Origin of the sequence: Thioclava sp. IC9 (genome assembly GCF_002213225.1) — a bacterium.
GTDB lineage: Bacteria > Pseudomonadota > Alphaproteobacteria > Rhodobacterales > Rhodobacteraceae > Thioclava > Thioclava nitratireducens.
The window spans coordinates 71426-91103 of sequence record NZ_NBNX01000003.1; the positions used below are offsets into that span (position 1 = coordinate 71426).

The following is a 19678-nucleotide window of genomic DNA, read 5'->3' on the forward strand; positions in this document are numbered from 1 at the left end:
TCTGTTCCCTTTGTCGGGGGACATGCTATGAAGGCCCATGTCCTCCACCGCCCGCATGATCGATGCCTGCCTCGAGACGCTCGGCGCCGACGCGTTCGCGCCGGTTTTCGCGGATTTCGTCGAGACGCTGGGTGTCGATCAGCTGATGATCTTCGCGATCGAGACAGGGGCGGCACGGTGCCTGCTGTCGCGTCACTTCGCCAATGCGGCGCTCGCCGGAGAACTGGCGGCGGCCTATATCGCGGGCGGGTTCCGACGCGATCCCCTGCTTCCCGCCCTGGAAACAGCGGCTTCGGGGAGCGTTCAGCTGCACCGTCTGGAGGGCGTGACCTCGGTGATGGACGACGGCTACCGCGAGCGGTTCTTCGACGCACCGGGCCTCAAGGCGAAAACGACGGTGCTCGCCGTAGGCGAGACATTGCGCCTCTTCGTCAGCTTCTATGCGGTCAAGGCGGAGGGCGACGTCTGCGATCCGGACCTCGCCCGCCTGGCCGCGCGGCTCGCCCTGCTGCATTTCGAGCGCGCCCTCGACACCGGTGTCCCGGCCCCGCTCACGGTGCTCAGCGACCGCGAGCGCGCTGTCTGCCTCGGCATCCTCTCTGGCCGCAAATCAGAGGCCATCGCGGCGGAGCTCGGCATAGCCCCCTCCAGCGTGATCACCTACCGCAAGCGCGCTTATGGCAAGCTGGGCATTTCCTCCCGCGCCGGCCTGTTCGCAATTTGCGCGGGATAGGAGCGACAATCTCGGCCGAAGTTTAGGTTCGTCGTCACGATGATCTACGTTCACTCCTAGAGCTGACTGATGCGGTGAAATAAAAGCGGTCCGCCGGTCGGAGCGAATGGCAGGTAGCCAAGCTCGTCGGGGATCAGGAAATCGAAGCCACTCAAGCAAGCCCGCGGTGTGGCTCATCGTTCCGGGCATTTTCGGTCAACCTAGGCGAGATAGCCGAGGAAGAATTCGACACCGAGCACGATCGCTTGGACCGCAGGTGACGCATACTCCCGGAAGGACCAAAGCTCGAGCGTGGCGTCGCGGGAGACAGCCTCCGCCTCACAAGGCAGCGGCGCCATCGAGGCGCTCAGCCTTCGGGTCGGTCGCAGAAATAGGGGGCTCGACTCGCGGCCGTGCGCGCCGTGACCCTCGCGCGCGATGCAGCTACCATGCAGCCGGGATATTTATTCCCGACCATTCAGCCGGATTCGCGGATAGGCCGCCGGACGGAAACAACATCATCCACCTGACCGGAGCCCACCGGACGAACCGTCACAGGCCCGCGAGTGATGCCGCGAGGGTGCGCGCTGATGCCTTGCTCAAACGCGCGCCCGGCTCGCCCAGAACGGCACCGCCGACCGACTGCCCCCAGCCAATCGCGTCATCAACCGGATGCCTGAGGAGGCGGGCGGCGAGGTAGCCCGCATTGAAAGCATCGCCCGCGCCGGTCGTGTCGCGCAGCTCCGTCAGAACCGGGGTGTCGCAGCGACCGGTATGGCCTTCGGCCAAATGCCAAACCGGACGCGCGCCATCCTTCACGGCGATCTCCGCGAGCCCATGTCTGCGGAGACGCTCCAAAGTCAGTTCCGGGTTCACATCACCCCAGAGCGCTGCCTCGTCGTCAAAACTGGGCAACGCGATATCGGTATGGGCGAGCATGCGCGTGATCGTATCGCGCGCCTCCGACGGCGAGGCCCAGAGCCGCGGTCGGTAGTTCGGATCGAAGGAGATACGCGCGCCCGCCTCGCGCGCATTGGCGACCGCATCGAACAGGGTGTCCCGCGCTTCGGGCGAGAGGATGGCCAGGGTGATCCCCGACACATGGACGAAATTTGCGCCGGACAGAGCCTGGTCAAGCAGATCAGGATCATCCGCGAGACGACGGGCTGCCGAGTGCTGACGCCAGTAGTGGAAACTTCGCTCCGTCCCCTCGAGCTCAATCATGTAGAGCCCCATCTCGCGCTCGGGGTCGCGCTGGACGGCGGCGAGATCCAGCCCGTCGGCCGCCATCTCGGCGAGGAAACGGTCGGACAGCCTGTCCTCTCCGATCCGCGTCACAAAGCCCGCCCGGGCACGCGGCCCAAGGAGTTGCGCCGCATGCCAGAGGGTGTTGAACGTGTCGCCCGCATAGCCGAGCCGAAACGTGCCGCCCTCGACCGGAGCGAGCTCAAGCATCGCCTCCCCGATGGCGAGCATTTTCTTAGGAGTCTCTGTCATTCGCGCAGGCCTTTCGCGTCGAGGTCAAAGATGCGGTCGGTCAACCAATCGGGCCAGTCGCGCTCGAAGAAGGCACGCGCACTCTCGTCGAAGCTTCGGTTTTTGCGGGTGGCGATCTTCAACTCCTCCCCCTCCAGACGGACCAGGATTTGCGTCTGCTTGTCGATCTCCCGCTCTGTCTTGAAACGGAACGCAGCCAGATCCGTATCGCGCGCCATCGGGATCGCCTCCCCGTCGTCAGAGCAGATCGCGCGCGCGCCGCGGCTGCCACCGCCTTGCGAGATATACTGGTCGAGCGCGGCAAGGACGGCTTCGGAGGCGAGTGCCATCTGCTGCCACTGGATCGCGCGCGCGCCGTCGCCCGACCGCTCCGGGGCGATGCCGTCGGCGCGCAACTTCCGGTTCAACTCGCGCGCCGCTGCAAGCGCATCGGCGACGTCCACGCCATTGCAGATCATCCCGGCATGGTCGCTCATCCGGGCCTGAACTTCGTCGCGGACCGACTTCACGGAATGTGCGCTGTCCGTGTTCAACCGTGCAAGCAGATCCGTCACAGCCGAAATGAGGGCCTCCGATCCGACAGCCTCCGGCGCATGGGCCGTGCGGCTCGCGCCGATATGCTCGCCCACCCGGGTGCCGAAGACCTGACCGGCATTGAGGGCCGATCCACCCGGACGCGTCACGCCATGCGTGCCCGCCGCCTCGCCCGCGGCATAGACACCGCGCAGGTTGGAGCGCCCCCAGGGATCGACCGCGATCCCGCCGTTCATATGCTGGTTGTTTACCGCGAATTCGAGCGGCGCGGCGGCGATGTCCACCTTGTAGCGGCGGTACAGTTCGATCGCGAGCGGGTTCATGTGGCGCAGCCGGTCGATCGGTAGCTCCTGATCCGCCCCGGCGGTGCCGAGATAAGTCCGCACGTCTTCGTCGAGGCGGGTAAGATCGAAAGGCTGATCTCCGGGCACCGGAAGCGGATTGCGGTTGAAATCCATGAAGACCCGCCGCCCCGCGGCGCTCTCGCGCCAAATCGCCAGATCGACGAGGCTCGACGCGAAATCCAGCATCCGCGTCGCGTGGAACGGCCACTGATAGCCCTTGCGGAAGACGTTGGAGGCCAGTTCTTGCGTGGTGCGATAGTACTGCGCGAGGAAGTGATGCTCGCGCCCGTCGGCATCGACCGAATAGATATGCGGCAGGGATTGCACGTAAGTTCCCGACAGGTTCCAAGGGAACCCCTCGCGGCGCGTGCCGATGCCGAACTGGCTCTCGGTGAGGTTCACCAGTTCGATCCCCGCTTCGAGCGCGAGACCCAGCGTTCCGAAACAGCCATTGGGATAGACGCTGTCGCGATAAAGCTCGCCCGGCCCGCCCGCCGCGAGCACGGCATTCGGCGCGGCAAACAGCACGAGACCGTAGGGGTTGGCGGCGCTGCGGTCGGCTTTGCGGAAGGCCAGCGCGCCGGTGACCCGGCGGTCATCCCCCTCCCCTTCGGTGAGCAGTTGCACGACCGTCGTGTGGTTGAAGATCGGCACGTCGAGCCGCAGCGCCTCTTCCGCCAGCATCTTGACCATCAGCCGCGAGGTTCGGGGGCCGCAGCTTGTCGCGCGCCCGGTTTCGTCATGGTCGGTCTTGTAGCGCAGCGTCGCGCCGAACCGGTCCTGCGGCAGCGGCAGGCCGAGATATTGCAACGAGGCCATCATGCGCGGCGAGCCGACCGCCTCGATATAGGCCGTGTCCTCGTCCATCGCGCCGCCAGCCCGGATCGCCCGCGCCATCGCCTGGAAATCATCGCCGTGATCGGCGGTATTCGCGGTGTGCAGTGTCTGCTTGTCGGAGCCCGAGCATGCGGAGGTTCCGCCCCACGCGCTCTGGCTCGCGACGATGACCTCGCCGCCGCGTCGCTTGAGTTCGACGGCGGCGCGAAGACCCGCGGCCCCGCTGCCGACCACGAGGCAGCCGGTGCGATAGACCGGAAGAGAGAGGCCCGCGATCTCGAGCATCTCCGGGACCGCCTCGTCGGCCCGCAGCCGCGGCATCTCGATATCGGTCAGGGCGTCGAGGATTTCCTGAGGGATTGCACTGTCCATGTCTTGGCTCCGTTTGCGGTCCGGTCAGCTTTGCGGAATATCGACCCAGGCGCGTTGCCGGGACGAGCTCATGCAGGCGTCGACGATCTGGGTGATGTGATGGCCCGTCTCGAAGGTCGGCCACATCGCCTTGCCGGAGACGATGGAGCGGATGACCTCCGCCGCTTCGATGATCTTGGTCTCGTTATAGCCGAGCGCGAAATTCGGCAGCGGCAGGAAGGCCGCGTAGGTCGGATGCTCGGGCCCGACATCGATCTCGCGGTAGCCGCGGCGCCCGATCGGATCGGCATTGGTGTAGAAGCGCAGCCGGTTCACCTCGTCGAACGTATAGGCGAGGCTGCCTTTCGTGCCGTAGATCTCGTAGGTCTGCATGAATTTGCGCCCGGTCGCGACACGGCTGAAATCCACGATCCCGTTGGCGCCGTTCTCGAACGTGCACAGAATCTGGCTCGCGTCGGGATTGGTGATATCGGCCCATTCCTCGCTGCCGGTCAGCTCTGCCGTCTCACCGAGCCCCAGACCTTCGATCTTCGGACGGCGCGGCGTGACGATGATGTTGTTGGCAATCAGCGACGAGACGCGACCGACGAGGAATTCCATGAAGCTGAAGACATGGCTGCCGGTATCCCCGACGATCCCGGTCGGCGCGAGCGACCCATCGGCGCGCCACATATAGGGCACCATCGGGTCGCCATACATGTCGACATGCTGGCACCCTTTGAACATCGTGATCTCGCCGATTTCGCCCGCATCGATGATCTCCTTCGCAAGATCATGGACGGGGTTGCGCGGGAAGCCGTGACCGACGCGGGTGATAAGGCCGCGCGCCTTCGCGATATCGGCAAGCTCGCGCGCCTCCTCGGCGGACTCGGCAAGGGGCTTTTCGCAAAAGACATGCTTGCCCGCTTCGAGCGCGGCTTTCGCGACCTCGTAATGCAGGTTGTCGGGCAGGCAGATATCCACGAGATCGACCTCGGGATCGGAGATCACCTCGCGCCAGTCCTGAACGATCCGCGCACCGGGCACCCGCGCGGCAAGCTCCTGCGCTCGCGCGGGATTGCGATCGACGAGGGTGACGACGCGCGCCGTGCCACCTTCAGTGCCGAAGAAATGCGGAAAGGTCTGATAGGCCATCGTGTGGACTTTGCCCATCCACCCCGAAGCGCCGAGCACGGCAACACGAATCTCTGTCATTTGAACACTCCTCTCCTGTCCGCGCCGGTGTCTCTCTGCGCGGTCTCGTCTCTGTTTCGTCCGAACGGGCGGGCCTCCCGTCTCCCTGTCGTCTCAGCCCGCAGGCGTCTCGCCACTCGAGCCACGAATGGCCAGCGAGACCGGCGTGCGGATTTCCGGCGGCGGCACCTTGTCGTTCTCGAGCCAGGCGAGGATCGTTTCGGCGACAAGCTTCCCGAAGCCGTCAATGTCGCAGCGCACCGAGCTGAGCGGGGGCCAGGAATGGGCCGCCTCCTCGATGTCATCGAAGCCCACGATGCGCAGATCGCGGCCGACATTGCGCCCGATCTCGGCGCAGCCCGAAATCATCCCGAGCGCGACCTGATCGTTGAAGCAGACCGCGCCATCCACCTCCGGATGGTCGTCCGCCAGCTCATGCGCCGCCTGCCTGCCGAAAGCGCGGCTCGCACTGCCGGTCAGGACATGGGGTTCGAGCCCGGCGCTCTCTATCGCAGTCAGATACCCTGCCATGCGCTCCTGCGTGACGGCCCGGCCCTCCAGACCACCGACGAAGGCGATCCGCTTCGCGCCTTGTTCGAGGAGATGCTCGGTCGCGATACGCGTCCCGTTCGGATAGTCCGGCGCGGCGAAGGGGAAAAGCTCGGTCCGCATCTCGACTTTGCGCAGCACCTGCATCGCCGGAATGCCCGCCCGCTGAAGCGCCTCGAAGCTCAGCGCCTCGTCGCCATAGGCGGGCGAGAGGATCATCGCGGAGACGCCGTGCTCGATCATCGCCTCGACCACCTGCGCCTGAAGCTGCGGGTCTTCGTCAGTATTGGCCACGACGGCCGCATAGCCGCGGCTCGACAGCGCCATCTGCAACGACGTCGCGAACTCAGTGAAGAAAGGGTTGCGCAGGTCGTTGATCACCAGACCGACAAGCCCTGCCCCGGCGCTGCGCAGATTGGCTGCCGCGCGGTTATAGACATAGCCGATCTCGGCCATCGCAGCCTGCACCTGCTCGCGTGTTTTCTGCTTCACCAAGGGGCTGTTCTGGATCACGAGGCTGACTGTCGATTTCGACACCCCGGCCTTTCGGGCCACGTCGATGATCGTCGGTCTGCGGTCGCTCGGCGCCATGTCACGCCCCCTGCGACGGAGTTGCGATCTCGAAATCGAAGACAAGAATGCCGTCGATCCCGCCTTGAGCGTTGGCCACGAGCTTCGCCCCGAGCGCCCGGTGATCGGGATGTTCCTGGTAGGCGGCGAGCGCCTCCCAGTCGCGGAAATCGACGGTGAAGCCATGCATGTAACCGCGCTCGATCTTCTCGGGGCTCTCGGAGCGGCCCGCGCAGATTGCACCGAGGCCGTCGACCTTGCCCTCAATCGCGCGCAGCTCCTCCCAGAGCGGCGCGATCTCTTCGTCGCTCAGCCCGGGTTTGAATTTGACGAGAACGATGTGGCGCACTGTCATGTCAGCCTCCATGTGACGCGCGGATCATATCGGCGGCTTTCTCGCCGATCATGATTGCCGCAGCGTTGGTGTTGGACGAAATCACACGCGGCATAATCGAGTTGTCGACGACGCGCAGCCCCTCGATCCCGTTGAACCGCAATGTCGGGTCTACGACAGCCCCCGCATCGGCGCCCATGCGACATGTCCCTGCGCAGTGATGCGAGGTTTTCGAATGGGCGCAGATGAAATCAAAATAGTCCTCGTCGGTCCGCACGTCGGGACCGGGAAGGCGCTCGGCGAGGATATATTTGCGCATCGGGGCTTGTGACAGGATTTCCTGCGTCAGCTTCAGCCCCCGGATCGACATTTCGCGATCGAGCGGGTCCTGCAGGTAGTTCGGATCGATCAACGGCGCGACCGCCGGATCGTCGCTTTGCAGGCGGACGCTGCCGCGCGAGCGCGGGCGCAGGTAACAGGAATTGAGCGTGATACCGCCCTGCGGCATGGAAACCACGCCATGTTCAATGCCGGTCCCGAGTCCGAGATGGAACTGCAGATCCGGCGACCGTGCCTCGGGATCGGCATACCAGAAGCCACCAGTTTCGAACAAAGACGACGCAACCGGCCCCTTCCGTCCGAACAGATATTGCAGCCCCGCCAACGCCGCCCAATGCGGCTTCGCATAGCGGTCATAACTGTAGGGGCCGGAAAGCTCGCTGATGCAGTAGAGGTCGAGGTGATCCTGCAGATTGGACCCCACCTCCGGCTGGTCGAAGACGACATCGATCCCGAGCGAGGCCAGCTCATCCGCCGGTCCGATACCCGACAGCTGCAGCAGCCGCGGCGAGCCGATCGCCCCAGAACATAGCAGCACTTCACTTTCTGCCCGTAGGCGCGTGCCATCGACAAGCTCGACCCCGGTCGCGCGGCCATTCTCGACCACGAGCCGGCGCACCTGCGCACCCAGCTTCACCGTGAGGTTCTCGCGGTGACGGTTCGGCGCGACATAGGCCATCGCAGCCGAGGAGCGGCGCACATTGCGCTGGGTCAGCTGGTAATAGGCGACCCCGTCCTGCTTCTCACCGTTCACGTCGTAATTGCGCGGAATGCCGAGCTCGGCGGCCGCTTCGAAATAGGCCTCGCAGACCGGCAGGGGCGCGCGCGGATCGCTCACGCCGAGCGGGCCGCCCTTGCCGTGATAGCGGTTCTCGATGCTCGCGTTATCCTCGGCCTTGCGGAAATAGGGCAGCACATCTTCATAGCCCCAGCCGGTACACCCCATCTGGCGCCATTCGTCGTAATCGAGCGCATTGCCGCGGGTATAGACCTGAGCATTGATCGCGGAGCCGCCGCCGATCACCTTGGCCTGGGTGTAGCGAAAGACCTTGTTCTGCATGTGCCGCTGCGGAACCGTTTCCCAGCCCCAGCTGCCGATGCCCTTGGTCATCTTCGCGAAGCCCGCGGGCAGATGATAGAACGGGTGGCGATCGCTGCCGCCCGCCTCGAGCAGCAGGACGTCCGCCGACGGGTTCTCGGAGAGACGCCCGGCCAGTACCGACCCCGCCGAACCGCCGCCGATAATTATGAAATCGTAAGTCGTCTTCATGCTGGCCTCCTTGGCCAAGTCTCTCGCCGCAGCCCGGTGGCTCAGGCGGCGAGCTCTGTCTGTGCGATATGCTCGGCCGCGCGCAGGGCGAGCGCCGCGACGGTAAGGGCGGGGTTCACGGCAGCCGAGGTCGGCAGGACGGACGCATCGGCGATGAACAGGTTCGGGTGATCATGGCTGCGGCAGAACGTGTCGACGACGCTCGACGCCGGATCGTTACCCATCCGCGCCGTCCCGCATTGATGTGACGGGGTCTGCCGGTCGAAGGGCCGCGCGAGCACGATCGGATAGCCCGCAGCGCGCAGCTTTCGGCGCAGCATGTCGACGAGTTCGAGATGGGTCTCCCAGTTGGAGCGCTTCCAATCGAGCCGGATCTTGCCCTCCTTCAGCGTCACGCGGCTCTCGGGATTGGGCAGGTCTTCAGACATCGCGTAGAGATCGACCGAGCGGTTGGCGATCCAGCTTGCCACCGGACGCGGCAGCGGCGAGGCCGAGGCGAGGATCGGACCGGAGATTTTGCCGAGCAGCTGGATATTGCCTAGCGGCGCGCCGTTCGCCCCGCCCGAGAGGTAGAAATCGTTGATCGCCAGCGTCTTCTGGTAGATTGCGCGGTTCCGGCGCAGCGGGTGCAGCGCCAGCACGGCCGAGCAATTGTGGTTCATGAAATTGCGCCCGACCTGATCGGAACCATTCGCAAGCCCGGTCGGATGGCGCCCAGTCGCAGAGGCCAGCAAAAGGGCCGCGCTTTGCACCGCCCCGGCGGAGAGCACCACGACCGACGCCGTGAGCGTCCGGACCTGCCCGTCTTTCTCGATCTCGACCCCGCTTATGCGGTTCTCGGCATCGACGATCAGACGCCGCGCCCGCGCGCCTGTCATCAGCTCGACATTCTGGGATTTCAGCGCAGTCGCCAGACCGACGCTTTCGGCATCCATCTTGCCGCCGCAGGTATCGGGGAACGCATCCCAAGGCGTCTGCCCATGCGCGAGCCAACGGTCGATATCGACCCCGAGCGGCAGGGAGGACGGGTGCAGCCCGACCGATTTCAGCCGCCGCCGGAGCGCCGCGATATCGGGCTCGTCCGGGACCGGAGGATGTGCGTAGAGGCCGGAATGGCGCGGCTCCGTCGGATCCTCTCCAAGCTGACCGCGCACCTGATAAAGCGCCTCGGCCCTCTGGTAGAACGGCTCGATCTCGTCATAGGCGATCGGCCAACCCGGCGTGGTCCCGCCTTGATGCTCCACTGGCGAGAAATCCGCCTTGCGATAGCGCATCAGAACGGCGCCGTAGAACTTCGAATTGCCGCCGACATTGTAGTAATTGCCGGGGCTGAACGGCACGTCATCGCCATCGAGCCAGGTTTCCTCGGGCCGGTAATGACCGCGCGCGAAGATCGCGTCGGGATCGCGCGCATCCGGCGTGTCGGGCAGGCGTTCGCCACGCTCGAGCACCAGCACGCGCCGTCCCGTCTCGGCCAGCGCCGCCGCCGTGGTGGCACCGCCCATGCCCGAACCGATGATGATGACGTCGGCATCGCTCATGGCTGGATGCGCTCCTCCGTCTTGGGATCGAAGGCCACCGCCTTGTCCATGTTGACCGCGAAATCGAAGACCTCGCCCGCCCGCACGGTCACATCGGCCCGCATCCGGGCGATGGCATCGCGACCGCCCAGGGTCATCGTCACGAAGGTGTCCGACCCGGCAGGTTCGGTTACGCCGATATGATTGCGCAGCGGCGCTATATGGGCGGCGTTGCGATCCGCGCCCTCCGGATCCGTAATCGTCTCCGGTCGGATGCCGAGAAGGATCTCGCGCCCGTCCCACTGGGCGAGATTGGCTTGCGGGAAGCGGAGCAGTTGCTCCCCCCCGTCATGGCCCATCACGGCCGCGTGGGGCGCACCGTCCTTCAACACGATCCGCGCCGGAACCACGTTCATCGCGGGGCTGCCCATGAAGGTCGCCACGAACACATTCGACGGCGTGTCGTAGATTTCCTTCGGCGTGCCGAGCTGCTGCACATAGCCCTTGTTCATCACCGCGATCCGGGTCGAGAGCGTCATCGCCTCGATCTGATCGTGGGTCACGTAGACGATCGTGGTGCCAAGGCTCTGGTGCAGCTTCTTGATCTCGGTGCGCATGTCGACGCGCAGTTTCGCATCGAGGTTCGACAGCGGTTCGTCGAAGAGGAACACGTCCGGGTCCCGCACCAGCGCACGTCCCATCGCGACGCGTTGGCGCTGACCGCCCGAAAGCTGCCCCGGCTTGCGGTCGAGCAGATTGTCGATCTGCAGCATCTCCGCCACCCGGTTCATCGCCTCTTCGCGTTCGGGTTTGGGGGTGCCGTGCATCTCAAGGCCGAAGGTGATGTTCTGGCCGACGGTCATGTTCGGGTAGAGCGCGTAGGACTGGAACACCATCGCGATGTTGCGCTTCGACGGGTGCACACCGTTCATCGTGCGTCCCTTGATCGAAATCTCGCCGGAGGTGATTCCTTCCAGCCCTGCGATCATGCTCAGAAGCGTCGACTTGCCGCAGCCGGACGGGCCGACCAGCACGAGGAATTCACCTTCATCGACCGAGATGTCGACGCTGTGCAGCACTTCGACCGCGCCGTAGGACTTGGTGACGTTTGAAATATCGAGGAGACCCATTGGCATTACCCCTTGACTGAGCCCGCCATCAGGCCGCGCACGAAGAAGCGCCCCGAGACGATGTAGACGATGAGAGTGGGCAGCGCCGCAAGGATCGCACCCGCGAAGTGGACGTTGTAGGCCTTCACGCCGGTCGAGCTTTGAACGAGGTTGTTCAAGGCGACGGTCATCGGCTGGCTGGCCTGCCCGGCGAAGGACGACCCGAACAGGAAGTCGTTCCAGATATTGGTGAACTGCCAGATGATCGTGACCACGATGATAGGCCCCGACAGCGGCAGAAGGATGCGGTAGAAGATTCGGAAGAATCCGGCCCCGTCGATCTGCGCCGCGCGCACCAGTTCGGTCGGGAAGGCCGAGTAGTAGTTGCGGAAATATAGCGTCGTGAAGCCAAGCCCGTAGACGACGTGGACGAGGATCAGACCCGGCACCGAGCCTGCGAGCCCGATCATGCCCAGCACCCGCGCCATCGGGATCAGCACGATCTGGAACGGGATGAAGCAGGAAAACAGCAGCATCCCGAAGAGGATCGTATCGCCGCGGAACCGCCACTTGGTCAGCACGTATCCGTTGAGCGCGCCCATGATGGTCGAGATCGCCACCGCCGGAACCACGATCAGGATCGAGTTGATGAAGTAGGGGCGCAGGCCGGTCGGCTGCACGCCGATCTGGGCCGAGGACCAGGCTTCGCGCCAGGGCTCGAAAGTCCAGACATCGGGCAGCGCCATCATGTTGCCGCCGGTGATCTCGCTCAGAGGTTTGACCGAGTTGATCAGCATCACCGCGAGCGGCAGCAGGTAGAACAGCGCGAACAGCAGCAGGAAAAGATAGATGAAGGTGCGGGTCACGCGATTTGTGCGGATCGCGACCCCGGTATCGACGGCGCCGGACATTACTTCGGCTCCTTCAGTTCGGCGTAGAGATAGGGGATCATGATCGCGGCGATGGTCATCAGCATGATAACCGCCGACGCTGCGCCCACGCCCATCTCGTTGCGGGTGAAAGTGTAGGAATACATGAAGGTCGCGGGCAACTCGGTGGCCCGGCCCGGGCCGCCACCGGTCAGCGCGATCACGAGGTCATACGATTTGACCGCGAGATGCGCGAGGATGACGAAGGCCGACAGGAACGCGGGCCGAAGCTGCGGAATTATGATGCGGCGATAGAGGTTCCAGTTCGAGGCGCCATCCATCTGCGCCGCTTTCAGGATCTCGTTGTCGATCCCGCGGAGCCCGGCGAGGAACATTGCCATGACGAAGCCCGAGCTTTGCCAGACCGCGGCGATCACCACGGTGTAGATCGCCATGGACGAGCTTTTGATCCAGCCGAAATGGAAGCTCTCCCAGCCCCAAAGATGCAGCGTGTGCTCGATCCCGATGCCCGGATCGAGAAGCCATTTCCACGCCGTCCCCGTCACGATGAACGAGAGCGCCATCGGATAAAGGAAGATCGGGCGCAGAAGCCCCTCGCCGCGGATTTTCTGATCGAGAAAGATCGCGAGAGAAAGGCCGATCGCGATACAGATCGCGATGTAGAGAGAGGCGAAGATCGCGAGGTTCTGCACCGCGATCGTCCAGGTCGGCAATTGGAAGAGACGCCAGTAATTGTGCCACCCGACAAGGTCGAACGTTGGAAGAATTCGGCTGTTCGTGAACGACAGGTAGCCGGTGAAAACGATGAAGCCGTAGACGAAGATCAGCATCGACGCGACAGAGGGCGCGAGAACGATCTTGGGAATCCATTCCTGAAGCCGGGTACGCAAGTCTGACTGGACCAGACGGGCCATTGCTCTCTCCTTTAGGGAAATGAGACGGATCGGTGACGTACGGGCCGGTCTCAGAGACCGGCCCGAGGGCCTTTTACTGGGCCAGCGACACGGCCTTGACGAGTTCCTTGGCGGCGGTCTCGGCGTCATAGTCGCCGTTGAAATTCGCCGTCACCACGTCATAGATCGCGTTCTTCACCGAAGCCGGGTCAGCATGGCCATGCGCCATAGAGCCCAGAAGCGTGCCGTTCTGGCTCGCCGATTTCAGCTGAGCCATTGCCTTCTTGCCGCAAGCGTCGAACTCTTCGTCCGACACGTCCGTGCGCGAGGGAACAGAGCCTTTCACCGTGTTGAAGGCGATCTGGAACGAGGGCGACATCACGGCTTTCGCCATTGCGTCCTGTGCGGCCTGTGCGTCCTCGCCCACCTTGAACATCGCGAACTGGTCGGCGTTGAAGGTCACATCGTCCGCGGTGCCCGGGGTCCGGAAGCAGCCGAAATCGACCTCGGCCTCTTTGCCGGCCCGCAGGAATTCACCCTTGGCCCAGTCGCCCATCATCTGGAAGGCGGCCTCGCCATTGATGACCATCGCGGTCGCGAGGTTCCAGTCGCGGCCCGAGAAGTTCGGGTCGACGAAGCTGTGGAGCTGCTCCATGCGCTTGAAGGATTCGACCATCTGCGGACCGCCGAGCGCGTCGGGATCGAGATCGATGAAGGCCTTCTTATAGAAGTCGGGGCCACCGACCGAGAGCACGACGCCATCGAACATCGTCGCTTCCTGCCAGGGCTGACCACCAGCGGCGAGCGCGATCTTCCCGGAATCCTTCACCTTCTGCATCGCAGCGATGAACTCATCCCAGGTCTTCGGCTCTTCGATCCCCAGATCGGCAAGCATCTTCTTGTTCGACCAGACCCAGTTGGTCGAGTGCACGTTCACCGGAACCGCGACCCAGTGACCGTCGTATTTCGAGAACTTCTGGAGCGCCTCGGGCACGACGGCATCCCAGTTGCCATCGGCCGCCACCTTGTCGAGCTGGGCCAAAGCGCCCTGCTGTGCCCAGTCGGAGATGTCGAAGCCGAGCATCTGGACCGCGGTCGGCGGATCACCGGAGGTGACGCGCGCACGCAGCACCGTCATCGCGCTCTGGCCGCCGCCACCGGCGACGGGCATGTCCTTCCAGCCGATCCCCTCCTTCTGCAGATCGTCCTTGAGAACGTTGAGAGCGGCCGCCTCGCCGCCCGACGTCCACCAGTGAAGGACCTCCACATCCTTCGCTTGCGCCGACCCTGCGACGAGCGCCAGAACGCTCGCCATTTTCAGTGTCCGTCCGATGTAACTACGCATTGATTTTCCTCCCTGTTGCGTTGTCGTTACACATCCCTCCCGCGCGACCCTTCAGGTCATTCGGGTCTCACCCAAGGCTCCCGCGTGCGACCGATGCGCATCACGAGCGTCTTGATCTCGAAGAACTCCTCCAGGCCATAGCGTCCGATCTCTCTCCCCTGACCGGATTGCTTGACTCCGCCGAAGCTCAATTCCGGAAAGCCGTCCATCCAAGTATTCGTCCAGACGGTCCCCGCGTGCGCCCGAGTCGAGAACTCGAGACAGGTGTGGACGTTCTCGCTCCAAACGCCCGCAGACAGACCGTAGCTTGCGTCGTTCGTTAGCGCTACAGCTTCGTCCATCGTCCGGAAGGTCAGCACCGAGAGAACCGGCCCGAACACCTCTTCTCGGGCGATCGCCATCTCCGGCGAAACGCCGCGCACGACTGTCGGCTGATAGAATTGCCCCTCGAGCCCCGGCACGGTCATCGGCCCGCCCCCCAGCGCGATCTCGGCCCCCTCGGTGACCGCGGCGCGGACGTAGTCGTCGATCTTGCCTTGATGCTGGACGGAGATGATCGCCCCGACCTGCGTGCGCGGGTCAAGCGGATCGCCGAAAGCCACGCGCTTCGACAGCTCCACGACGCGCGCGACCACCTCATCCACGATATCTGCATGGACGATAATCCGGCTGCTCGAATTGCAGCATTGCCCGGTATTGAAATAGACGCCAAAGGTGATCGCATCGGCTGCACTCTCGATATCGGCATCGGGGAACACGACCTGCGGATTCTTCCCGCCCAGCTCCAGTGCGACCTTTTTCAACGTGCTCGACGCAGCCGCGGAGATCGCCTTGCCGACCGCGGTCGAGCCGGTGAATGTTACCATGTCAACCGCCTCATGCGTCGTCATCACGCTGCCCACGGACGCCCCGTAGCCCAGAACGATATTCACGACGCCCGGCGGCATCCCTGCCTCGAACAACAGCTCCCCGAGCATCACCGTGGTCGACGGCGTCAGCTCGGACGGTTTGATTACCGTGGTGCAGCCGGCGGCGAGCGCGAAGGGCAGCTTTTGGCTCAGGATCCAGAACGGGAAGTTCCACGGCGTGATCATCGACACAACACCGATTGGGTCTTTGACGACGACACCGAGGATGTCGGGCCCCAGCGTATTGTGGCTATCGCCATGCATCGTGCGCGCCAACGACGCCGCGTAGCGCCACAGATCGGCCGCGCCCGACACTTCGGCGCGCGATTGCGAGATCGGCTTGCCACTCTCGAGCGTCTCCAGCAGCGCCATCCGTTCGACATTGCCCTCGATCAGATCGGCGACGCGCAGCAGCACGGTCGCACGCTCCTTGCCCGAGATCCGGCTCCAGACGCCGCTGTCGAACGCCTCGCGCGCCGCGACGATCGCGGCTTCCGCATCGGCTTCGGCGCCCAGCGCCGCGCGGCTGACGAGGCAACCATACGCCGGGGACATCCGATCGTAGGTCTCGCCGGAGGCACTGTCGCGCCACTCGCCTGCGATCAGGTGACGACAGATGAAGGGCTCTGCGGGGAGCGCCGCATCGACGGCAGAGATCAGGTTCAGCTCGGTCATGTTCAAAGTCCCGAAAAGTTAGGTTTGCGTTTCTCGCGGAAGGCCGTGACCCCTTCGGCGCGATCTTCGCTGGCCGAAATGGCGGCACTTCCAAGCGCCTCAGCCATTGCACCGCGATCTTCACCCGCCGCGACATGGATCATCGATTTCGTGATTTCGACGGCGCGGGGCGACAGCCCGAGCGCACGGTCGATCAGGGTCTGCGCTGCCGCGCGCGGATCGTCGGAGACCGCGGCCACGAAGCCGACCGCCAGCGCCCGGTCGGCCTTCACGCGGTGACCGAAAAGCGCCATCTCCTTCACCATTGGTTCGGGCAGCAGACGCATCAGCCGCTGCGTGCCCGACCAGCCGGGAACGATCCCGACGCCAGCTTCCGGGAGGGCAAGGCTGGCGCCGGGTGCCATGACCCGAAGGTCGCAGGCTGCGGCAAGTTCGAGACCGCCCCCGAAGGCGTGTCCGTTCAGCACCGCAATCGTCGGCTTCGAGAGGCGCGCGAGCCGGTCGAAAATCCGGTGTCCGTCGCGGACCCAATGCCGCGCGAACTCGGCCGGGCTCAGATCGCCCCATCCGTTGATATCCGCCCCGGTGCAGAAAGCCCGGTCGCCCTCGGCGCTCACCAGCACGCAGCGAATCTCGACGTCTCTTTCGATCCGATCGAGATGCGCCTCGAGCGCGCTCAGCATCTCGACCGTGAGGGCGTTCATCTTCGCCGGGTTGTCGAGACGCAGCTCTGCCACCGCGCCGTCGATGATCAGGTGAATGTCACTCATGGCGTCCACCCCATCGGGGCGCCGGCGAGAAGCTTCGTGGACATGGTGACGGCATTCTCCGCCACGCGCACACGCCCCTCGGAGGCGCCGACGATATCGCGCTCAGGTTCGATCCCCGGCATGATTTCGGTGGCGATGAGCCCCTTGGCATCGAGCCGCATCACGCAGCGCTCGGTGATATAGAGCACCTCCTGCCCCTGCTCTCGCGCACGCTCCCCGGAGAAGGTCACATGTTCGACTCGGTCGACCATCTTGGTGAACTTGCCGGGTGCGCGGACGCGAATGCCAGCCTCGTCCATCTCCATCTGCGCGCCTGCCTCGAACCAGCCCGAGAAGACGATCTTGCGCGCATGGGCGGTGATATCGACGAAGCCGCCGCAGCCTGCGGTGAGGTAAGGTTTCTTGCCGAGCTTGGAGACATTCACATTCCCCTGCACATCGACCTCGAGGAAGGACAGGAAGGACATGTCGAACCCGGCGCCCTGGAAATAGATGAATTGCTGCGGCGAGGGCACGTAGCCATCGGCGTTCGACGCACAGCCGAAGGCAAATCCGGTCAAGGGCATCCCGCCCACTGCGCCCTGTTCGATCGCCCAGGTGACCGCATCATGGTGGCCCTCTTCGAGCAGGATGCGCGGCACCATCGCCGAAATCCCGAAACCGAGATTGGCGGTCATGCCGCCGCGAAGCTCCATTGCCGCGCGCCGTGCGATGACCTTCTCGATGCCATGTTCGGCCAATTCGAAGCTCGACCACGGACGCATCACTTGCCCCGAGATCGCCGGATCGTAGGGCGTCTCGCAGGTTTGTTTCTGATCCTCGTCCACGACGACGCAGTCCACAAGATGCCCCGGCACCCGGACATCGTGGGGGCGCAGGGAGCCCGCAGCCGTGACGCGCTCCACCTGCGCGATCACCAGCCCGCCATTGTTGCGGACCGCAATCGCCTGCTCGAGCCCGCCGAGATAGGCCCCCTCGTGCTCATAGGTCAGATTGCCGCGCTCATCCGCGGTGGTGGCGCGCAGGATGCAGACGTCGGGGTAAATATTCGGAAAATGGAGCCAGGTGTCACCATCGAACTCCACCCGGCGCACGATGGGCGCGCCTGCTGCGCGATCGTTCATCGCACAGCCCTCGCGCTCGGGGTCGACGAAGGTCTTCAAGCCGACCTTGGTCATCACGCCCGGACGGCGCGCCGCCGCCTCGCGATGCATATCGAACAGGATGCCGGAGGGCACGTTATAGGCTGCCACCCGATCCTCAACGACCATCTTCCAGATTTCCGGCATCGGCAGGCTCGAGGAGCCCGACGGGTAGGAACCTGCCAGAACGGTATCGAGCAGACCATCCTTCGCGATGTGGTCGATGCCCTTCACCCCGTACATGTCCCCCGCGGCGATCGGGTGGATCGTGGTGATGTTTTTCGGATGCTGCTCCCGATCGAAGCGCTCGCCGATCGCCTTGAGCACGGAGTCGGGACACCCCAACGCCGAAGACGAGGAAACCGTGATGACAGCACCATCCGCAATCTTCCCTACCGCTTCCGACGCACTGACAATCGTGCCCATAGTCCGCTTCTCCCTGTTCAACCGCACGTCCGCTAAAACAATTTTAGGAACGTTCCAAAATTAATAGGAACGTTCCAATTTTTTGTCAAATGTCTTTTTCGAGTGCGGGGCCCAAGGAGTGCCAAAAGGCATGGCTACCGCTAGGAAACGAAGGAGTTTCGGTGCCCTCCGTCCCTCCGAAGCGTTCAGGCCACGAGGCCGAGCGCCTCGTCACTTGCGGCGCCGGAATACTTGTCGCGCGGCGGCCACGGCCGGTCCTGCCAAGGCGGGGTGAAGATGAAGCTCGAGACCGACCACCCGTCGAGGAGCGCCCCATTCCCTGCTCCGTGCGCGTAGTCGTAATAGAGTTTGACGATCTCTTCGCGGCTCACCTGCTCCGTCGCCTCGTGGGCCGTGCAGGCTTCCCGCCACACGCGGACCCGGTCATACCCGACACCCTCGGGCAACTGAAAACCTTCGTAATAGTCGAGGAACCAGAACCTCTTGAACATCGGAGTGAATACGGTCCCGGAAAGCCCGAACTCATCGAACAGGTATGGGCCTTCGGGGCTGTGCTCGAGCAGGAACCCGTCGATGTCGCGATAGAGGGACAGGAGCTTCTCGGCCCAATCGTCGCGACGGTCGCGATCCTGGTTAAGCACGAACCGGTACCCTGTCATCGTGAACGCCCCCTCTCGCGCGCCCGGCAAGGGGCTTGGGGACGAGGCGATCATCACGGGTGGGTTCACCCGATCCGATCAACGACGTCGCGACCCTGAACATGCGCTCGGCCCCGTCGACCGGGGCAAGCATCGTCACCCGCCTCGCGGATGGGCAGAATCTGCGCAATCTCGGGTGTCGCATGGCAGAGGGGCGCCGTTGGTGCCAAGTTGCGACGCTCGCCGATCCTGGCTTCGAGGGCTGGGCTGCGGGAGAGTATTTGATCGAAGGCACCGGGACACCGACTCGAGCGGAAGCCGTCCCGAGTCCGAAACCGAAGATAGTGACAGGCTCAGGTCAGGAACGCGTGGGTTTCGCCTCAGGCAGTTCGGATGCGCGACTTCACGGGGGTCTCCAGCCCGGGAAATCGCGCCGTTACCTGCTCAACGCGCGGGACGGGCAGTATCTGAACCTTCGGGTGATGGTGCAGGAAGCCCCCCTCACCTACCGAATCTACAACCCCGACAAGAGCCCTCTCTTGGGCGACATGACGAAGAGCAAGGATTACCGCGGTCAGCTTTTCCAGTCGGGCGATCATGTGATCGAGGTGATCAACAGCACCAATCCGCCCTCGAGCTATGAGCGTCTCGTCGCGGTCAAGTAAGCGCGCGACGCAGCCCGCATGACACAGGCCACCGTCAAGCGCTTCCCACACAGGAAATACCGCGGTTAAGCGGCCCACGTCAGTCATCGGAGGGGAGGAGGAGGCGGTGACCTCAGGGAGGAGGAGAGAGGCCACCGCCAATTTCCGAGGCTCAGGGAGGAGGAGA

The 19678-nt window shown here is 64.2% G+C and carries 17 protein-coding genes and 1 pseudogene; 2 read left to right on the top strand and 16 right to left on the bottom strand.

Annotated features, from left to right (window positions below):
- The first annotated feature begins 37 nt into the window (after positions 1–37).
- Complete coding sequence (locus B6V76_RS08890; protein WP_088727243.1) at positions 38–733, top strand: helix-turn-helix transcriptional regulator; 696 nt, start codon at positions 38–40, stop codon at positions 731–733.
- Between the two features lie 59 nt (positions 734–792).
- Here the strand turns inward: B6V76_RS08890 and B6V76_RS20065 are convergent.
- The 16 genes and pseudogenes from B6V76_RS20065 to B6V76_RS08970 all read right to left on the bottom strand — a co-directional run.
- Positions 793–876: pseudogene (locus B6V76_RS20065) on the bottom strand (ATPase); the annotation flags it as partial.
- Positions 877–1264: 388 nt separating this feature from the next.
- Entirely contained in the window at positions 1265–2209 is a 945-nt protein-coding gene (locus tag B6V76_RS08900) for a sugar kinase (RefSeq protein ID WP_088727244.1), read from the bottom strand.
- Complete coding sequence (locus B6V76_RS08905) at positions 2206–4296, bottom strand: FAD-binding protein (RefSeq protein WP_088727245.1); 2091 nt, start codon at positions 4294–4296, stop codon at positions 2206–2208. Before B6V76_RS08905 ends, B6V76_RS08900 begins: the two co-directional genes overlap by 4 nt.
- A 24-nt stretch (positions 4297–4320) precedes the next feature.
- The gene (locus B6V76_RS08910) at positions 4321–5490 is read right to left on the bottom strand and encodes a Gfo/Idh/MocA family oxidoreductase (protein ID WP_088722448.1); all 1170 of its coding nucleotides are present in this window, start codon (positions 5488–5490) and stop codon (positions 4321–4323) included.
- A gap of 93 nt (positions 5491–5583) precedes the next feature.
- The gene (locus tag B6V76_RS08915; RefSeq protein ID WP_075774240.1) at positions 5584–6609 is read right to left on the bottom strand and encodes a LacI family DNA-binding transcriptional regulator; all 1026 of its coding nucleotides are present in this window, start codon (positions 6607–6609) and stop codon (positions 5584–5586) included.
- 1 nt (position 6610) lies between these two features.
- A complete protein-coding gene (locus tag B6V76_RS08920) occupies positions 6611–6943 on the bottom strand; it encodes a Dabb family protein (protein ID WP_088727246.1) in 333 nt (110 codons plus the stop codon).
- 1 nt (position 6944) lies between these two features.
- Complete coding sequence (locus B6V76_RS08925; RefSeq protein WP_088727247.1) at positions 6945–8531, bottom strand: GMC family oxidoreductase N-terminal domain-containing protein; 1587 nt, start codon at positions 8529–8531, stop codon at positions 6945–6947.
- Positions 8532–8572: 41 nt separating this feature from the next.
- Complete coding sequence (locus B6V76_RS08930) at positions 8573–10072, bottom strand: GMC family oxidoreductase (protein ID WP_088727248.1); 1500 nt, start codon at positions 10070–10072, stop codon at positions 8573–8575.
- Entirely contained in the window at positions 10069–11181 is a 1113-nt protein-coding gene (gene ugpC / locus B6V76_RS08935) for a sn-glycerol-3-phosphate ABC transporter ATP-binding protein UgpC (RefSeq protein WP_088722444.1), read from the bottom strand. Before ugpC ends, B6V76_RS08930 begins: the two co-directional genes overlap by 4 nt.
- A 5-nt stretch (positions 11182–11186) precedes the next feature.
- Positions 11187–12071 carry a carbohydrate ABC transporter permease gene (locus B6V76_RS08940; protein ID WP_078541537.1) on the bottom strand — a complete coding sequence of 295 codons (885 nt, stop codon included), beginning with the start codon at positions 12069–12071 and terminating at the stop codon, positions 11187–11189.
- Entirely contained in the window at positions 12071–12964 is an 894-nt protein-coding gene (locus B6V76_RS08945) for a sugar ABC transporter permease (RefSeq protein ID WP_088727249.1), read from the bottom strand. Before B6V76_RS08945 ends, B6V76_RS08940 begins: the two co-directional genes overlap by 1 nt.
- Before the next feature lie 73 nt (positions 12965–13037).
- Positions 13038–14288 carry an ABC transporter substrate-binding protein gene (locus B6V76_RS08950; RefSeq protein ID WP_075774233.1) on the bottom strand — a complete coding sequence of 417 codons (1251 nt, stop codon included), beginning with the start codon at positions 14286–14288 and terminating at the stop codon, positions 13038–13040.
- 56 nt (positions 14289–14344) lie between these two features.
- Positions 14345–15871, bottom strand: coding sequence for an aldehyde dehydrogenase family protein (locus tag B6V76_RS08955; RefSeq protein WP_088727250.1), 1527 nt, complete (start codon positions 15869–15871; stop codon positions 14345–14347).
- A 2-nt stretch (positions 15872–15873) separates the two neighbouring features.
- Positions 15874–16641, bottom strand: coding sequence for an enoyl-CoA hydratase/isomerase family protein (locus B6V76_RS08960; RefSeq protein ID WP_088719713.1), 768 nt, complete (start codon positions 16639–16641; stop codon positions 15874–15876).
- Complete coding sequence (locus B6V76_RS08965; protein WP_088727251.1) at positions 16638–18209, bottom strand: CoA-transferase; 1572 nt, start codon at positions 18207–18209, stop codon at positions 16638–16640. The genes B6V76_RS08960 and B6V76_RS08965 overlap by 4 nt, the downstream gene beginning before the upstream one ends.
- A gap of 185 nt (positions 18210–18394) precedes the next feature.
- Positions 18395–18868 (bottom strand): hypothetical protein, encoded by a 474-nt coding sequence (locus tag B6V76_RS08970; RefSeq protein ID WP_206184200.1) that lies wholly within the window; start codon positions 18866–18868, stop codon positions 18395–18397.
- A 59-nt stretch (positions 18869–18927) separates the two neighbouring features.
- Between B6V76_RS08970 and B6V76_RS08975 the strand changes: the two genes are divergently transcribed.
- Positions 18928–19512, top strand: coding sequence for an SH3 domain-containing protein (locus B6V76_RS08975; RefSeq protein WP_088727252.1), 585 nt, complete (start codon positions 18928–18930; stop codon positions 19510–19512).
- The last annotated feature ends 166 nt before the right edge of the window (positions 19513–19678 follow it).